Here is a 14380-nt window from a genome sequence, read left to right as displayed (position 1 = left end):
GCCGAGCGCGCGCCGCGGCGAGCTAATCCCAGATTCGCACCACCATGAGCCCCAGGCTCGATCGCTTGCCCACGGCCACGATGCGGCCGTCGCGCTGGACGGTGACGGCGTAGAGGTGGTTTGTCTCCGGGAAGTCATCCAGCACGACGGCGCCCGAGGCGCCGAACCCGGCGTCCGCCGTGCCGTCCGGCAGGAGCCGGAGGATCGAGGCCGTGATGCCCGAGTTCACGGTGCCGCCCGCGACCGCGCCGAGGAGCTTGCCGTCGGCCTGGAGGGCGACGCCGTAGCCTCGCACATAGGGCTTCCCGCCTCCGCTCGCGTTCACCATGCCGCTCCCGCCGAACGTCGTGTCCGCCGAGCCATCCGCGGTGAAGCGCGCGAACGCATAATCGTTCACGCCGTCCAGCGCATAGCCCACGAGGACCGGCTTGCCGTCGCTCCCGAGGGCGAGGTCGGCGTCGTTGTACGGCGTCTGCGCGAGGTAGGCGACGCCGCCAGCTCCGAAGCCCGGATCGAGCTCCCCGTCGGGATCGAGCCGCGCCGCCAGGAAGGTGGGGCCATCGGTCCTCTCCGTCCCTCCGGCGACGATTTGATCGCCTCCGCCGATCGCGACCGAGTGCAGCGGTCGCTCATCCATCGAGAAGAGGCCCGAGCCGGCGAACCCGCGGTCGAAGTCGCCCGTGGAAGAGAGCCTCACGGCGATGCCGCGGTTGCCCGGGTTCCCGACGCCGACGGCGACGATCGAGCCATCGCGCAGGACGGCGACGTCGAAGCCCTCCGAGCCGCTGATCCAGGCGCGATCGATCGTCGCGACCCCGCTCGCGCCAAAGGCCTGGTCGAGCCCGCCGCTCGCGTTGAACCGGACGACCGCGAGCTGGCCGCTGCGCGTCCCGACCGCCACGATGCGCCCGTCCGGCTGCAGGGCCAGCGATTTGACCGAGCCCTCCTGCCCGACGACGAGGCCCCCTGTGCCGAACTCGGGATCGAGCGCGCCGCTCGGCAGGAAGCGCGCGAGCCCCCAGGTGTCCCCGTCGACGCCGGCGACGACGATCTTGCCGTCGTCCTGGACGACGACGGCGCGCCCCTCGTGAGGCGTGCCGCTGGAGGCGATCCCGTCGCCGTCGAACGACTGATCGAGCGTCCCCGGCGGGTCGGCGACGAGGAGCGAGACCGGCAGCAGCTGGTCCTCCTCCCCGGGCGCGCTGGCCCGGAGCGAGGGCGCGGCGCTGCCCACGATCGCGAGCGGCTCCGCGGCCAGCGTGAGCACGCCGGTGGTGTCGCCGCCCGGGACCACGACGGGGCTCGCCGTGACCCCGCTCGGCAGATCCGACAGCGAGAGCTCGACGTCGCCCGCGAAGTCGCCCGAGCGCGTGACGGTGACCGCGAGCTCCGCCGAGCCGCCGCGCACCACGCGCGCGGCCGCCGGGTCGAGCGCGATCGAGAAGCCGGACTGGGGCACCCCGCCGCCGCTGCCCTGCGCGGGTCCGCCGCCGCTCCCGCCCCCGCCCTCGCCCGACGCGGTGGCGCCGCCATCGCCACCGCCGCCGGCGCCACCGGCGCCGTCGCGCGAGACGTCGTGAATGCCGAGGATGCCCTGGCAGCCGAGCGCAAGGCAGGCCGCGGCCGCCCCCGCGAGGCAGGCCGCGCCCCGGAAGCGCCGCGCTGGCCGCGTCGGCGCGCTCCTCTGCGCGAACGGCGTCAGCAGAAGGATCATGGCAGCACGCTATCACGGCGCACGTACTGTACATCCGTTCATTCATCTGCTAGCCGACAGGCATGCGCTCCCGCAAGGCCGCCGCCGCCGTCGTCGTCGAAGACCTGCCGCTCGACGAGGAACCCGTCGACGCGATCCCGCCCGACGACACCGCGGCGGACGAGGCGTTCTCCGCCGCGGGAGGGCCGCCGTCGCTCGAGCGGATCTGCATCGATTGCGGCAGCGGCGGCGGCGCGCACGACGGCTGCGCGCACCGCGAGCGCGCCCGCTTCCACGCGCCGACGCGCGCGGCGCTCGAGCTCGTGGCGCGCCTGCGCCGGGCCGCCGCCGAGCACCGCGCCGCCGCCCGCGCCCTCCGGGCCCTGGTCACCGCCGAGCACGCGCGCGGCCGCGCCGAGATCGAGCGGGAGGAGCCGGAGCCGCCCGCGCCCCCGCAGCCCGCCGCCGCGCCGGAGCCGCCCCCGCCCGCCGCCGCGCCGGAATCGGACGACGCTCCGCCGGCGCTCTGCCCGCGCTGCGCCGAGCGGATCGAAGCAGCGCCGGCCGAGCCCGAGGCGCCGCAGCGCCGGCAGAAGCGCAAGGGGCGGGTGCCCCTCGAGCAGCAGGCATTCCCGTTCACGGGCGACTCCGAGCAACGATCGCCGCACGGCGCCTGAGCCCCGGCCGGCGCGCGCCGCGGGCACAGCGCAAGAGAGCTCGCCCGGCGCTCGCCGTCATCTCGCGTACGTCAGCGCGACGACACTCGGCACCTTCCGCGATCCGATGACCGGAAAGTTTACCGGCGAGCTAGCGAACTGACACGCTCCCACCGTGCGGCAGGACGCGCGCGTTCCGTGCTACACGGTCCTGTTGATGACAGCGACGCGGCGGAATGCCGGAGCTCTGGACCACCGAGGATTCTGCCACCATGTCGCTCGATAGAGCCATCGGCCTCACGTGCCACGACATCTGGGGAACCTATTTCTGCGAGGTGCTTGGAGGTATCCAGTCGGCGGCAAGGCACTCTGGATATCGCGTGATCGCCGTCAAATCGCCGCCGCGAGACGTTCACAGGCTCGAGCTCGCGCGCGACCAGATCGACGGGTGGATCGCCCTCATCGATCCGACGGACATCGAGCTCTTCCTCGACGACGGCCGGCCGGTCGTGACCCTCAGCGCGCGCTCCAGCGACGGGCGCTGCCCGTACGTCCTGCCCGACAACCACGGCGGCGCCCTGGCGGCCGTGCGCCACCTCATCGATCACGGGCACAGGCGGATCGCCTTCGCGGGCCACATGGCGCATGAGGATGTCCGGCAGCGCTTCCAGGCCTACCGGGACGCGCTCGACGAGGGCGGGATTCCGTTCGATCCCGCCCTCGTCTTCGAGCTCCCGAACAACGAGCGGGCCGGCGGGCGGTTCGCCGCGCAACGCCTCCTCGAATCGGGCGTGTCCTGCACCGCGATGTTCATGGCCACCGACCAGGGGGCGCTCGGGATCATCGACGCGCTCGCCGAGACAGGCCTCCGCGTCCCCGAGGACCTCGCCCTCGTCGGCTTCGACGACATCGAGGCGGCCAGGTACGCCTCGCCGCCCCTGACGACGGTCCGCCAGCGGTTCGACTGGATCGGCAGGACGGCCGCCCAGCTGCTCATCGATCGCCTCGCCGGACGGGATGTCCCGAGCGCGGGGCACATCGCGCCGACGCTCCTGGTCCTGCGCCGCTCCTGCGGCTGCTCGCCGGCGCCGGCCGAGCGCGAGGCGCCCGCGCCGGCCGACGGCGCCGCGGACCAGGCCGACGCGCTCGCCCGGGAGCTGGTCGCCCTCGCGACCTTCTCGTCGGCGCCCGACCGGAGCGCGCCGCCGGCGGAGTCGTGGCCCGGCGTGACGGAGGTGGTCCGCGGGCTCGAGGCGGCCGCCCAGGGAAAGCCCGGCCCCCCGCCGGCGGCGCTGGAGCGGGCGTGGCGCGAGGCCGCGGAGCAGATGCCCCATATCGATCTGCTCCTCGCCATGATCGATCGCCTGGAACGAGCGGGCCAGTCCATGATCCGCGGCGCGGAGGACGCCGCGGCCCAGCGGCGCGTCACGGCGTACATCCGGAGGGCGCGCCACGACATGATGCAGGGCCGGGTGGCGATCGAGGCGGCCCGCGCCGATTACCTGAACAGCCTCCTCGACATCAACCTTGTTGTCCGGGAGACGCTGCTGGAGCACGCGGACAACGGCGGGAGCAAACTGAGCTGGCTCTCCGCGGTGCAGATGAGCTGGGGCTGCCTCGCCGTGTGGGAAGACCCGGGAGACGAAGGGCCGACGCTGCGGATCGTCGAGAGCTCCTGCCCCGGCCAGGAGGCCGCCGCGCCGGCGGCGGGCACGCGCGTCGCGGCGGCGGAGTTCCCGCGCGGCGGCTGGCTGCCAGCGGCCGTCCAGTACGACGGCGACCACGTCATCCGGCTCATCCCGCTCCGCAGCCAGGGCGAGGACCGCGGCGTCCTGGCCATCTGCGCTCCGGTGAGCAGCCCGCTCGGGCTGGATCACCGGGACATGGACATGTGGGTGGCGATGCTGACCGCGGCGTTCGAGCGCGCCTCGCTGATCGAATCGCTGATCGAGCAGGAGAAGCGGTCGCGCGCCGCCTACGAGCGCGAGCGCGCCCTCGCCGACGCCGTGCGCCGGCTCGGGTGCCCGGTCATCCCGCTCGACGAGGGGGTGCTGCTCGTGCCGCTCGTCGGGGCCATCGATCCGGAGCGCGCGAGCCACGTGCTCGAGGTGGTGCTCGCGGAGCTCAGCCGCCAGGAAGCCGAGGTGTTGCTGATGGATATCACCGGCGTGCCCTTCGCCGACATGCAGGTCGCGGCGTCGCTGACGAAGACGGCCCGCGCCGCCGTCCTGCTCGGCGCCGAGGTCATCGTCGTGGGGATGCGGCCGCAGGTGGCGCAGGAGTTCACCCACCTCGGCATCGACCTCGCGGGGATGACGCTTTACCCGACCCTCGGCAGCGCGCTCTCGTCGCTGCGCCGCAGGCGGCAGCCGCTCATCGCGCCGCGGATGCCCCGCGCCTGAGCCGCCGCGCACATGGCCCGGCAAAAGCCGGTGCTCCCCGGAAAGGGTCGCCAGCGCGAGATTGAACCGACCTCGCCCTGCATGGGTCCACATTGCCGTTGACCTGATCGCGCCGGGTGGACGACGCTGCGCCCCGGGAGGAAGAGGAAGCCATGTCGACCCTGGTACGTCTGTCCGCCGCGACGGCGTTCGCGGCCGTCGCGATGCACATCGGCGTGCTCGTCACCAGCACCAGCGGGTGCGGAGGCGACGAGTGCGACGAGGAGCCCATCGGGTGCAACACCGTCGAGGATTGCCCTCGCTGGGTGGCCCGGTGCAACGGCGGGTTCGCCGCGATCGCTGGGCAGTGCACCGAGGCCGGCTGTTGCCGGCGCGCCGTCGACGTGTGCTTGGCAGTGTGCGACTCGTTCGAGCAAAAGGTCACGAGCTGCTCCCAATACGATTGAGGCCCCGCCGCTCCTCTACCCCTCCACGCCCGGCCCCGCCCCGTGGGCCCCCGGGTCGCGCTCGCCTTCGCCGGGAGCGCGGCGCGCCGCGCTCGGCTTGCTCTTGCTGACGCCCACGCGCCGCACGAACGAGAGGAACTGCCCGAGCGTGGGCGAGGCGTCGTCGGCCCGCCACGCGAGCAGGAGGTCCGTGACCGGCGCGCCCACGATCGGCCGGAGCGCGAGCCCCCCGCGCCGGATATTCTTGATGGATTCCGGCAGGATAGAGACGCCGAAGCCCGCCGCCACGAGGCTCAGGATGTCGAGGTGCAGCGCCTCCTGCACGATGCGCGGCGTGAAGCCCGCCTCGCGGCACAGCCCCACCACGAGGTCGAAGAAGGCCGACCCGCGCTGGCGCGGGAACACGACGAACGGCTCGCGCGACAGGAGCTCGAGCGAGATGCGCCTGCGCCCGGCGAGCGGGTGATCCGCCGGCAGGGCGACCAGGAGCGGCTCGCGCCGGACGCACTCGGAGGCGAGCCGCGGGTCGTTGAGCGGCGCCCTCACGAAGCCGACGTCGATGCGCCCGTCCTTGAGCGCCTCGATCTGCTCCTGCGGCGGCATCTCGCGCAGCGCGAGCTCCACCGACGGGAAATCGGTGCGGAAGGCGCGGACCAGCTCCGTGATGCCGCTGTAGGCGAGCGACGAGAGGTACCCGACCACGAGGCGCCCGGTCTCGCCGACGCTCGCGCGCCTGGCCTCGTGCACCGCGAGGTCGAGCGCGTCGAAGACCCGCCGCACGTGGGCCAGGAAGACCACGCCCGCGGGCGTCAGCTCGACGCGCCGCCGCGACCTGTCGAAGAGCGAGAACCCGAGCTCGGACTCGAGATCCTGGATCTGCCGGCTCAGCGGGGGCTGGGCGATGCCGAGCCGCTGCGCCGCGCGGCCGAAGTGCCGCTCCTCGGCGACGGCCGTGAAGTACCGGAGGTGGCGCAGGTCCATACCTTGAAGGTATCGTCTGATACGAAATAATAGATTGGACGAACGTCAGGGGCACCCTAAATGCGGAGCCTGCCCTCCGGCGGCCCCGTCCGGGGCACCCGGGAGGGGGACGGGAATTGGCCGCCCATGTGGCTCGTCCGGATCGCGCTGCAACGTACGTACACGTTCATCGTGATGTCGATGCTCATCGTCATCCTGGGCGTGTTCACCATCACCCGGATGCCGACGGACATCTTCCCCGACATCGACATCCCGGTCCTGTCCGTCATCTTCAACTACGGCGGCCTCCCCCCCGAGGAGATGGAGAAGCGCATCGTCAACAACTACGAGCGCTTCCTGACGACCACCGTCAACGACATCGAGCACATCGAGAGCCAGTCGCTCACCGGCATCTCGATCATCAAGATCTTCCTCCAGCCGGGCGCCAGCATCGAGGCCGCCACCGCGCAGGTGACGGCGGTCTCGCAGACCGCCATCCGCATGATGCCGCCCGGCATCAGCCCGCCGCTCGTCATCCGTTACAGCGCCTCCAGCGTGCCCATCCTCCAGGCCGCGCTGGAGAGCGAGTCGCTGAGCGAGCAGCAGCTCTTCGATTACGCGGTCAACTTCATCCGCGCCGACATCGCCACGATCCGGGGCACGCAGATCCCGTACCCCTACGGCGGCAAGCAGCGCCAGATCATGGTCGACATCGACCCGCAGCGCCTCTTCGCCTGGGGGCTGTCGCCGCGCGACGTGAACGCCGCCCTCGGCGTGCAGAACGTCATCCTGCCCTCCGGCACGGCGAAGATGGGGGAGAACGAGTACCCCGTCATCATGAACAGCAGCCCCGAGGCGTTCGAGGAGCTCGGCAAGCTGCCGCTCAAGACGGTGAACGGGAGGACCGTCTACCTCCGCGACGTCGCGAGCGTCCGCGACGGGAACGCGCCGCAGACGAACATGGTGCACGTCGAGGGCAAGCGCAGCGTGCTCCTCAGCATCCTCAAGAACGGGAGCGCGAGCACGCTCGACGTCACGTCGCGCATCCACGCGATGCTGCCGAGCACGCTGGAGAAGCTCCCGAAGGAGCTCAAGGTCTCGCTGCTCTTCGATCAGTCGGTGTTCGTCCGCGCGGCGGTCGACGGGGTCGTGCACGAGGCGCTCATCGCCGCGGGGCTCACCGCGCTCATGATCCTCTTGTTCCTCGGGAGCTGGCGCAGCACGCTCATCGTCGTCATCAGCATCCCGCTCTCGATCCTCGTCTCGATCATCGCGCTCGACGCCCTCGGCCACACGCTCAACGTGATGACGCTCGGCGGCATGGCGCTCGCGGTCGGCATCCTGGTCGACGACGCGACCGTGGCGATCGAGAACATCCACAGGAACCTCGGGCAGCGCAAGCCGTTCATCCGGGCGATCGTCGACGGCGCGCAGGAGATCGCCGTCCCGGCGCTCGTCTCGACGCTCTGCATCTGCATCGTCTTCGTGCCGGTGGCGTTCATCACCGGCGCGGCCAAATCGCTCTTCGTGCCCATGGCCTTGGCGGTCGTCTTCGCCATGCTCATGTCGTACTTCCTGTCGCGGACGCTCGTCCCCACGCTCGTGCGCCTCCTGCTGGAGCGCGAGGCGGCGGAGCACGCCCACGGGCATCACCCGGAGGGGACGGCGAACGCCGATCCCCGACCCACGTCGAAGCCGAAGAGCATGTTCGGGCGCGTCTTCGCCGCGTTCAACCGCGCCTTCGACCGGCTGCGGGCAGCCTACGGCGGGTGGCTCGCCTGGGCGCTCGCGCACCGCGCCGGGTTCGTCGGAGCGTTCCTCGCCTTCGTCGCCGCCTCGGTCGCGCTGATCCCGCTCCTCGGCCGCGACTTCTTCCCGAGCGTCGACGCCGGGCTCATCAAGCTCCACGTGCGCGGCGCGCCGGGCACCCGCCTCGAGGAGAGCGAGCGCCGCTTCGCGCGGATCGAGGAGACCATCCGCGAGGTGATCCCGCCGGGCGAGATCCGCACGATGCTCGACACCATCGGGATCCCGGCGAGCGGCATCAACCTGTCGCTGAGCGAGGGCGCGCAGATCTCGTCGGCCGACGGGCAGATCTTCATCGCGCTCGAGGAGCACCACAAGCCGACCGCCGGCTACGTGCGCAAGCTCCGCGAGAGGCTGAACGCGGCGTACCCCGACACGACGTTCTTCTTCCTCGCCCCCGACATCTCGACGCAGGTCCTGAACTTCGGCCTCGCGGCGCCCATCAACGTCCAGGTCGTGGGCCCGATCGGCAAGGAGGACGAGACCTACGCGGTCGCGCGGCGGATCGCCGATCGCATGGAGCGGATCCCCGGCGCGGTGGACGTGCACCTCGCGCAGGTGCCGGCGCGGCCGCAGCTCCGCATCGACGTCGACCGCACCATGGCCGACCAGCTGGGGCTCAGCCAGCGCGACGTGGCGAGCGACGTCCTCGTCTCGCTCTCGTCGAGCGGGCAGACGTCGCCGACCTACTGGCTCGACAAGCGCGGCGTGCAGTACCTCGTCGCCGTGCAGACGCCCCAGTACGCGATCGGCTCGATCGACGACGTGAACGCGACGCCGCTGTCGACGGGCGCCGGCCGCCCCCAGCTCCTGTCGAACGTGGCGTCGCTGTCGCGCTCGACCGGGCCGGCGAACATCACCCACTACAACGTCGCGCGGACCTTCGACGTGCAGGCGAACGTCGACGGCACCGACCTCGGCTCGGTCGCGGGCGCGGTCTCGCGCGTCATCGACGAGCTCAGGCCCGAGCTGCCGCGCGGGACGAAGGTGACCGTCAAGGGGCAGGCGGAGAGCATGGACTCCTCGTTCACCGGCCTCGGCTACGGGCTGCTCTTCGCGGTCGTGCTCGTGTACCTGCTGATGGTCGTGAACTTCCAGTCGTGGCTCGACCCGCTCATCATCCTGATGGCGCTCCCGGGCGCGGTGGCCGGCATCGCGTGGATGCTCTTCGTGACGCACACGACGCTGAGCGTGCCCGCGCTGATGGGCTCGATCATGTGCGTCGGCGTCGCGACGGCGAACAGCATCCTCGTCGTGACGTTCGCGAACGACCAGCGCAAGCTGGGCCGCGACGCCCCCACCGCGGCGCTCGCCGCGGGCATGACGCGCCTCCGGCCGGTGCTCATGACCGCGCTCGCGATGATCTTCGGCATGCTGCCGATGTCGCTCGGCCTCGGCGAGGGCGGCGAGCAGAACGCCCCGCTCGGCCGCGCGGTGATCGGCGGCCTGCTCGTCGCCACGCTGAGCACGCTCTTCTTCGTGCCGGTGATGTACAGCGTCCTCCGGAGCAAGGCTCCGGCCAGAGACCCGCTCGCTGAGGACCTATGAGCTCCCCCGAACGCCCTGCCCAGACCCCGCCTCCGGCCCCTCCCGCCGACGATCTCGGCTTCGATCTGCCGCAGCCCGCCGCGATGACGCGCACGCGCGGCCTCGCCATCGGCGTGGGCCTCGCCGTCGCGCTCGGGGCGGCGTTCGCGGCGGCCTACCTGCCCCGCCGGAGCGCCCGCGCCGCGCTCGAGGAGAGCGTGCGGGCCACCGAGGGCGCCGCCCCGCGCGTCGTGGTCGTCTCGCCGCAGCCGGTGTCGAGCGACCGGGCGCTCGTCCTGCCGGGGAGCATCCAGCCCCTCGAGGAGACGGTCGTCTACCCGCGCGTGAGCGGCTACGTGCGCAAGTGGAGCGTCGATATCGGCGACAAGGTCGAGGAGGGGCAGATCCTCGCCGAGATCGACACGCCCGAGCTCGATCAGGAGCTCGCGCAGGCCCGCGCCCAGCTCGTGCAGGCGAACGCCGGCCTCGTGCAGGCGCAGGCGAACCGCGACCTGTCGCGGTCGAGCGTGCAGCGCTACGAGCAGCTCGTCCCCGCGGGCGTCGCGCCGCAGGAGGAGCTCGAGCAGCGGCAGGGCCAGGCGCACGTCGCCGAGGCGAGCGTCACCGTGGCGCGGGCCGCGATCACCGCGCAGCAGGCGAACATCCAGCGCATCCTGGACCTCAAGAAGTTCGCGAAGATCGCCGCGCCGTTCGCGGGGACGGTCACCTCGCGGACGATCGACCGCGGGGCGCTGGTCACGGCGGGCAACGGGACGCCGCTGTTCCGGATCGCGGCGACCGACCCGGTGCGCGTCTTCGTGGGCGTCCCGCAGGACGTGGCGCCCAGCGTGCGGGTCGACGCGCCGGCGAAGGTCACGGTGCGCGAGTTCGCGGGGCAGCCGTTCCAGGGCACGATCGCGCGGACGGCCGGCGCGCTCGACGCGGCGACGCGGACGATGAACACGGAGGTGCGGGTGCCGAACCCCGACGGGCGGCTCCTCGCGGGCATGTACGCCGAGGTCGCGCTGACCCTGCCCACGCCGCACCGCGTGCTCGAGATCCCGGCGACGGCGCTCTACAACGACGCCAAGGGGCTCCGCGTTGCCGTCGTGGATCCCGGGAGCAAGATCCGCTTCGCGCCCATCACGGTCGAGCGCGACACGGGCGCGACGATCCATGTGTCGACGGGGCTCGACGGGAGCGAGCGGATCGTGAAGCTCGCGAGCGCGGAGCTGACCGACGGGATGGCGGTCGAGGTCCTCAAGTGACGGGGCGCCGCCGTCACTGGACCGGTGGCGCCGCGAACGGGTTGAGCTGGTTCGTATACAGGTCCTCGGCCTTGATCTGGCCCGGCTTCAGCTCGCCGTCCTTCACCAGCCAGTCGATCCAGACCTGGTATTCCTTGGACGACAGGAGCCCCCCCTTGCCGGCGACGCCCATGCTGGTCCAGTACTTCACCGCCGACGCGTCCTCGTTGCGGCCCCGTCGCTCGATGATGCGCGTGAGGCGGGCCACCACCTCCTCGCGCGGGGTGCTCCGCGCCCACTCGACGGCGCGCGCCACGGCCTCCACGAGCTTGCGGGCGCTGTTCGGGCTCTCCTCGAGGAAGCGCCTCCTCAGCACGTAGCTGCCGGCGGTGAACTCGCCGAACAGCTCGAAATCCGAGAACAGCGCGCGGATGCCGCCGCGCTCGAGCGCCTTGTCGCGCAGGATGTCGCCGAGGACCGCGACGTCGACCTGCTTCTGCCGGAGCGCCTGCTCCGCGCTCACGGGCGGCAGCACCACCAGCGTGACCTGCGCGATCTCGGCGCTCGTCAGCCCGCTGCGCGACAGGTACTCCTTCAGCATGAACTCGTGGTGCGCGCCCAGCGTGTTCATCGCGACCTTCTTGCCCACGAGGTCGCGCGGCGACCGGATGGCGCTGTCCTCGGTCACGTAGAAGCCGCTCCAGCGCTTGGCGTCGACCCCGTAGCCCCCCACCACCGCCCGGAGCGGCGCCCCGGCGGCGATCAGCTTGATCACCGCGCCGTTGAACGCCTGCCCGAAATCGGTGTCGCCGGTGACCACCGTCTGGATGTCCTGCGGCCCGCTGATCGTGTTGCCGACGTAGCTGAGCTTGAGCGGGGCGAGGTACCCGAGGTCCTCTGCCAGCTCGGGCACCGAGACCACGCCGGCGAACCCCTGATGGCGCAGCTCCAGCACCTCGTAGTCGCCCGCGGCCCTGTCGCCCTGACCGCCGCCCGGCTCGACCTTCGAGCAGGCCGCGAGCGAGAGCGCGGCGCAGAGCGCCGCCACGAAGGCGCGGCGGGTTACGGTGAACGGAGCAGGCGGTTCGAGTTCGCGCATGGGTGCAAGGCCTCTGTGTGCGCCGTGGGTCGGCGCGTGATCTGGATCGTCCCTCTCCTCGTGGGACATCGTCGACGGCGCGCGCCATGCCTCTCGGCTCACGCTCACTCGGCGGCCGCCGGCTCGGTCGGGGCGGGGTGCACCGCGGCCACCGCGCTCGACGTCCTGCGCGCCAGCGCGAGGAGCAGCCCGAAGAGCACGGACAGGAGCAGGAACATCGATTGGAGCCCGAGGCTCTTGCCCACGAGGCCGCCCACGGTGCTGCCGAACAGGCCTCCCGACGGCCCCACCAGGGCGTGCAGGCCGGCCACCTTCCCCCGCCCCACGCGCGCGCCGATGCGGGCGATGCGGGTGAGGTTCGCGATCTGCAAGAGGCCGAGCCCGAGGCCGAGGATCAGGCCGCCGGCGCGGAGCAGGTTCAGCTCGCCCGAGAGGCCGAGCAGCAGGAGCGCGCTCGGGACAAGGACGAGGCTGGTGAGGTAGATGCGCTCGTGCCCCACCCGGCCGACCAGGCCGCCCAGCGCGAACAGCGCGAAGATGTAGGTCACGCCCTGCCACGCGAGCAGCCCCGAGGCCTCGGCCGCCGTCAGGTGGGCGACGGCGACGCCGATCGGGATGATGAAGAACATGAAGAACGAGTTGACCGACTGGGCCGCGAACTCGATCATGCACACGCCGCGCAGCTCGATATCCTGCGCGAGCAGGCCGAGATCGGACCGGACGCCGGAGAGGCGGAGCGCCCTCCGGGGGGTGGACCGCGCCGCATAGCGACCGAAGACGATCGGCGACATGAAGACCGTGACGAGGAAGCTCGCCCCGATGAGCCAGTAGGTGCCCTGAAAGCCCAGGGATTTGGTGAGCGTGGCCGCGAGCATGGGGCCCAGCAGGAACATGCCGACCATATGGGTGCCGCGGTACCAGCCCGCCTTGCCCTCACCCACCGTCTCGAGCTGCTGCATGAACACAGTGCTCAGCGAGACGAAGCGCAGCGGCATGAAGAAGCTGATCGCCGTCGTGCAGACCAGCAGGAACACCGGAGACGGGACCGCCGGCAAGGCCATGTAGATGGTCCCCGCCACGAGGCTCCCCAGCACGAACAGCCGCGAGGGCCCGAGGTGATCGACGAGGAGCCCGATCGGGATGCTCATGAGCAGCACCCCGACGCTCTGCGACCCGGCGATGAGCCCGAGCAGCGCCTCGTTCGCCCTGAGCTCCATCGCGTAGAGCGTCGTGGTCACCTTGGCGACGCCGACGCTGATGCCCATGACCGAGGACAGCGCGGCGAACACCAGAAGAAAGCGGTTCTTGTCGATGAAGGAACGCAGCTTGACCTCGTGGACGGCTCGAAGCAGGCCTGTTGATCCGCCCCAGCGATCAGCAGCCGTCGCCGCGTGTCCGCGGTGCCCACGCTCGTCAGCGTCAGCGTCAGCAACGCCCGTGCCGCGCCGCCGCGCGCCGCTCGGCGAGGCCGGCCGCGCGCGCGCTGCTGCCCCGGCAGCAACGGGTGATGATCCGCTGCTCCGGCGCAAGCAGGACCGCCCGAGGCGCTCGCCGAGCTGGAGTACTGCGATCGCGCCCTGGCCGCGCTGCGCGACCGCGCCCCGGTCGTGACCGACGTCGCAGAGGGGCGATTTGCCGCTCTGGAGCGGATGCTCTGCCGACCTCTGCAGCTCGTGGCTCCTCCCCGGGCCCGATCACGGTAGGATCTGGAACAGCATGGACGTGAGCCAGCTCATCGAGCGCGCGGCGGCAGCGCCGTCGTTGCTCCTCGCGACGGACTTCGACGGGACCATCTCCGAGATCGCCGCGGTATCGGGCGGGGCGGTCGCGGAGCGGGGCGCCATCGAGGCGCTCCAGGCGCTCTCCGGCGCGCCGGGGACGGCCGTGGCGATCGTGTCGGGCAGGACGATCCACGACGTCGCGGCGCGCACGGCGGCGCTCGAAGCGGCGTGGCGCGTCGGCGAGCACGGGGCCGAGATCGCGGCGCCGGGCGGGGCGCTCGTCTACGAGGCGGAGGCGCCGGCCGAGGCGCTCGACGCGCTGGAGCGGGACGCGGACGAGATCGCGCGGCGCGTCCCCGCGTTCTGGGTCCAGCGCAAGCGGTGCTCGCTCGCGCTCCACTGGCGGCTCGTCGCGGCGGAGGATCGGCCGGCGGCCTTCGACGCGCTCGAGGCGTGGTCGAGCGCGGCGCGGCGGAAGGGGCTCGTGGTCATGCCGGGGCGCAGCATCCACGAGGCCAGGGACGCCGCGCACGACAAGGGCGGCGCCCTGGCGTTCCTGCTGGCGCGGCTGCCCCCGGGGACGCTCGTGGTCTACGCGGGCGACGACACGACCGATGAGCCGGCGATCGCCTACGCGCGGGCGAACGGGGGCATGGGGGTGTACATCGCCTCCCCGGAGCGGCCGGACGCCGGGGTCGAGCCCGACCTGACGCTCGGCGACCCCGGGGCGTGGATCGCCGTGCTCAAGGAGCTCGCGGCGCGGCGCGGCGGCCTGGCGAGCGCGGCGCTGCGCCCGGCGTGAGGCGCCGCCGAGCGGCCGCGC

10 protein-coding genes are annotated in these 14380 nt (G+C 72.2%); 6 read left to right on the top strand and 4 right to left on the bottom strand.

The annotated features are described in order from the left end of the window. Window positions 1-22: 22 nt before the first annotated feature. A complete protein-coding gene (locus tag WMF20_RS08950) occupies window positions 23-1714 on the bottom strand; it encodes a hypothetical protein (RefSeq protein WP_437612397.1) in 1692 nt (563 codons plus the stop codon). Window positions 1715-1776: 62 nt separating this feature from the next. Between WMF20_RS08950 and WMF20_RS08945 the strand changes: the two genes are divergently transcribed. From WMF20_RS08945 to WMF20_RS08935, 3 genes are all read left to right on the top strand, one after another. Continuing rightward, window positions 1777-2370 (top strand): hypothetical protein, encoded by a 594-nt coding sequence (locus tag WMF20_RS08945; RefSeq protein WP_437612395.1) that lies wholly within the window; start codon window positions 1777-1779, stop codon window positions 2368-2370. Window positions 2371-2621: 251 nt separating this feature from the next. After that, a complete protein-coding gene (locus WMF20_RS08940; RefSeq protein WP_437612393.1) occupies window positions 2622-4751 on the top strand; it encodes a substrate-binding domain-containing protein in 2130 nt (709 codons plus the stop codon). A gap of 152 nt (window positions 4752-4903) precedes the next feature. Continuing rightward, on the top strand, window positions 4904-5197 hold the full coding sequence (locus WMF20_RS08935) for a hypothetical protein (RefSeq protein ID WP_129573949.1): 294 nt from the start codon (window positions 4904-4906) through the stop codon (window positions 5195-5197). A 15-nt stretch (window positions 5198-5212) separates the two neighbouring features. On the opposite strand, the gene WMF20_RS08930 is transcribed toward WMF20_RS08935, so the two are convergent. Beyond that, complete coding sequence (locus tag WMF20_RS08930; RefSeq protein WP_437612391.1) at window positions 5213-6178, bottom strand: LysR family transcriptional regulator; 966 nt, start codon at window positions 6176-6178, stop codon at window positions 5213-5215. A gap of 126 nt (window positions 6179-6304) precedes the next feature. On the opposite strand from WMF20_RS08930, the gene WMF20_RS08925 reads away from it, so the two are divergent. After that, window positions 6305-9511, top strand: a complete 3207-nt coding sequence (locus WMF20_RS08925; RefSeq protein WP_437612389.1) for an efflux RND transporter permease subunit — start codon at window positions 6305-6307, stop codon at window positions 9509-9511. Next, window positions 9508-10758, top strand: a complete 1251-nt coding sequence (locus WMF20_RS08920) for an efflux RND transporter periplasmic adaptor subunit (protein WP_437612387.1) — start codon at window positions 9508-9510, stop codon at window positions 10756-10758. The genes WMF20_RS08925 and WMF20_RS08920 overlap by 4 nt, the downstream gene beginning before the upstream one ends. A gap of 13 nt (window positions 10759-10771) precedes the next feature. Here WMF20_RS08920 and WMF20_RS08915 read toward each other — a convergent pair whose 3' ends face one another. Both WMF20_RS08915 and WMF20_RS08910 read right to left on the bottom strand, forming a co-directional pair. Further along, entirely contained in the window at window positions 10772-11836 is a 1065-nt protein-coding gene (locus WMF20_RS08915; protein WP_437612385.1) for an ABC transporter substrate-binding protein, read from the bottom strand. A gap of 104 nt (window positions 11837-11940) precedes the next feature. After that, entirely contained in the window at window positions 11941-13125 is a 1185-nt protein-coding gene (locus WMF20_RS08910) for an MFS transporter (protein ID WP_437612383.1), read from the bottom strand. Window positions 13126-13552: 427 nt separating this feature from the next. Here WMF20_RS08910 and otsB point away from each other — a divergent pair, with 427 nt between their 5' ends. After that, a complete protein-coding gene (otsB, locus tag WMF20_RS08905; protein ID WP_437612381.1) occupies window positions 13553-14359 on the top strand; it encodes a trehalose-phosphatase in 807 nt (268 codons plus the stop codon). Window positions 14360-14380 lie beyond the last annotated feature (21 nt).

This window comes from Sorangium sp. So ce834, from assembly GCF_051521425.1.
Classification (GTDB): Bacteria; Myxococcota_A; Polyangia; order Polyangiales; family Polyangiaceae; genus Sorangium; species Sorangium cellulosum_D.
The sequence above is the reverse complement of the archived record's forward strand: the minus strand, read 5'-3'. Positions and strand labels throughout refer to the sequence as shown.

Coding starts and splice junctions, on each gene's coding strand:
- WMF20_RS08915 (WP_437612385.1), bottom strand. CDS start 11,836: ATGCGCGAACTCGAACCGCCTGCTCCGTTCACCGTAACCCGCCGCGCC.
- WMF20_RS08925 (WP_437612389.1), top strand. CDS start 6,305: ATGTGGCTCGTCCGGATCGCGCTGCAACGTACGTACACGTTCATCGTG.
- WMF20_RS08930 (WP_437612391.1), bottom strand. CDS start 6,178: ATGGACCTGCGCCACCTCCGGTACTTCACGGCCGTCGCCGAGGAGCGG.
- otsB (WP_437612381.1), top strand. CDS start 13,553: ATGGACGTGAGCCAGCTCATCGAGCGCGCGGCGGCAGCGCCGTCGTTG.
- WMF20_RS08935 (WP_129573949.1), top strand. CDS start 4,904: ATGTCGACCCTGGTACGTCTGTCCGCCGCGACGGCGTTCGCGGCCGTC.
- WMF20_RS08920 (WP_437612387.1), top strand. CDS start 9,508: ATGAGCTCCCCCGAACGCCCTGCCCAGACCCCGCCTCCGGCCCCTCCC.
- WMF20_RS08950 (WP_437612397.1), bottom strand. CDS start 1,714: ATGATCCTTCTGCTGACGCCGTTCGCGCAGAGGAGCGCGCCGACGCGG.
- WMF20_RS08940 (WP_437612393.1), top strand. CDS start 2,622: ATGTCGCTCGATAGAGCCATCGGCCTCACGTGCCACGACATCTGGGGA.
- WMF20_RS08945 (WP_437612395.1), top strand. CDS start 1,777: ATGCGCTCCCGCAAGGCCGCCGCCGCCGTCGTCGTCGAAGACCTGCCG.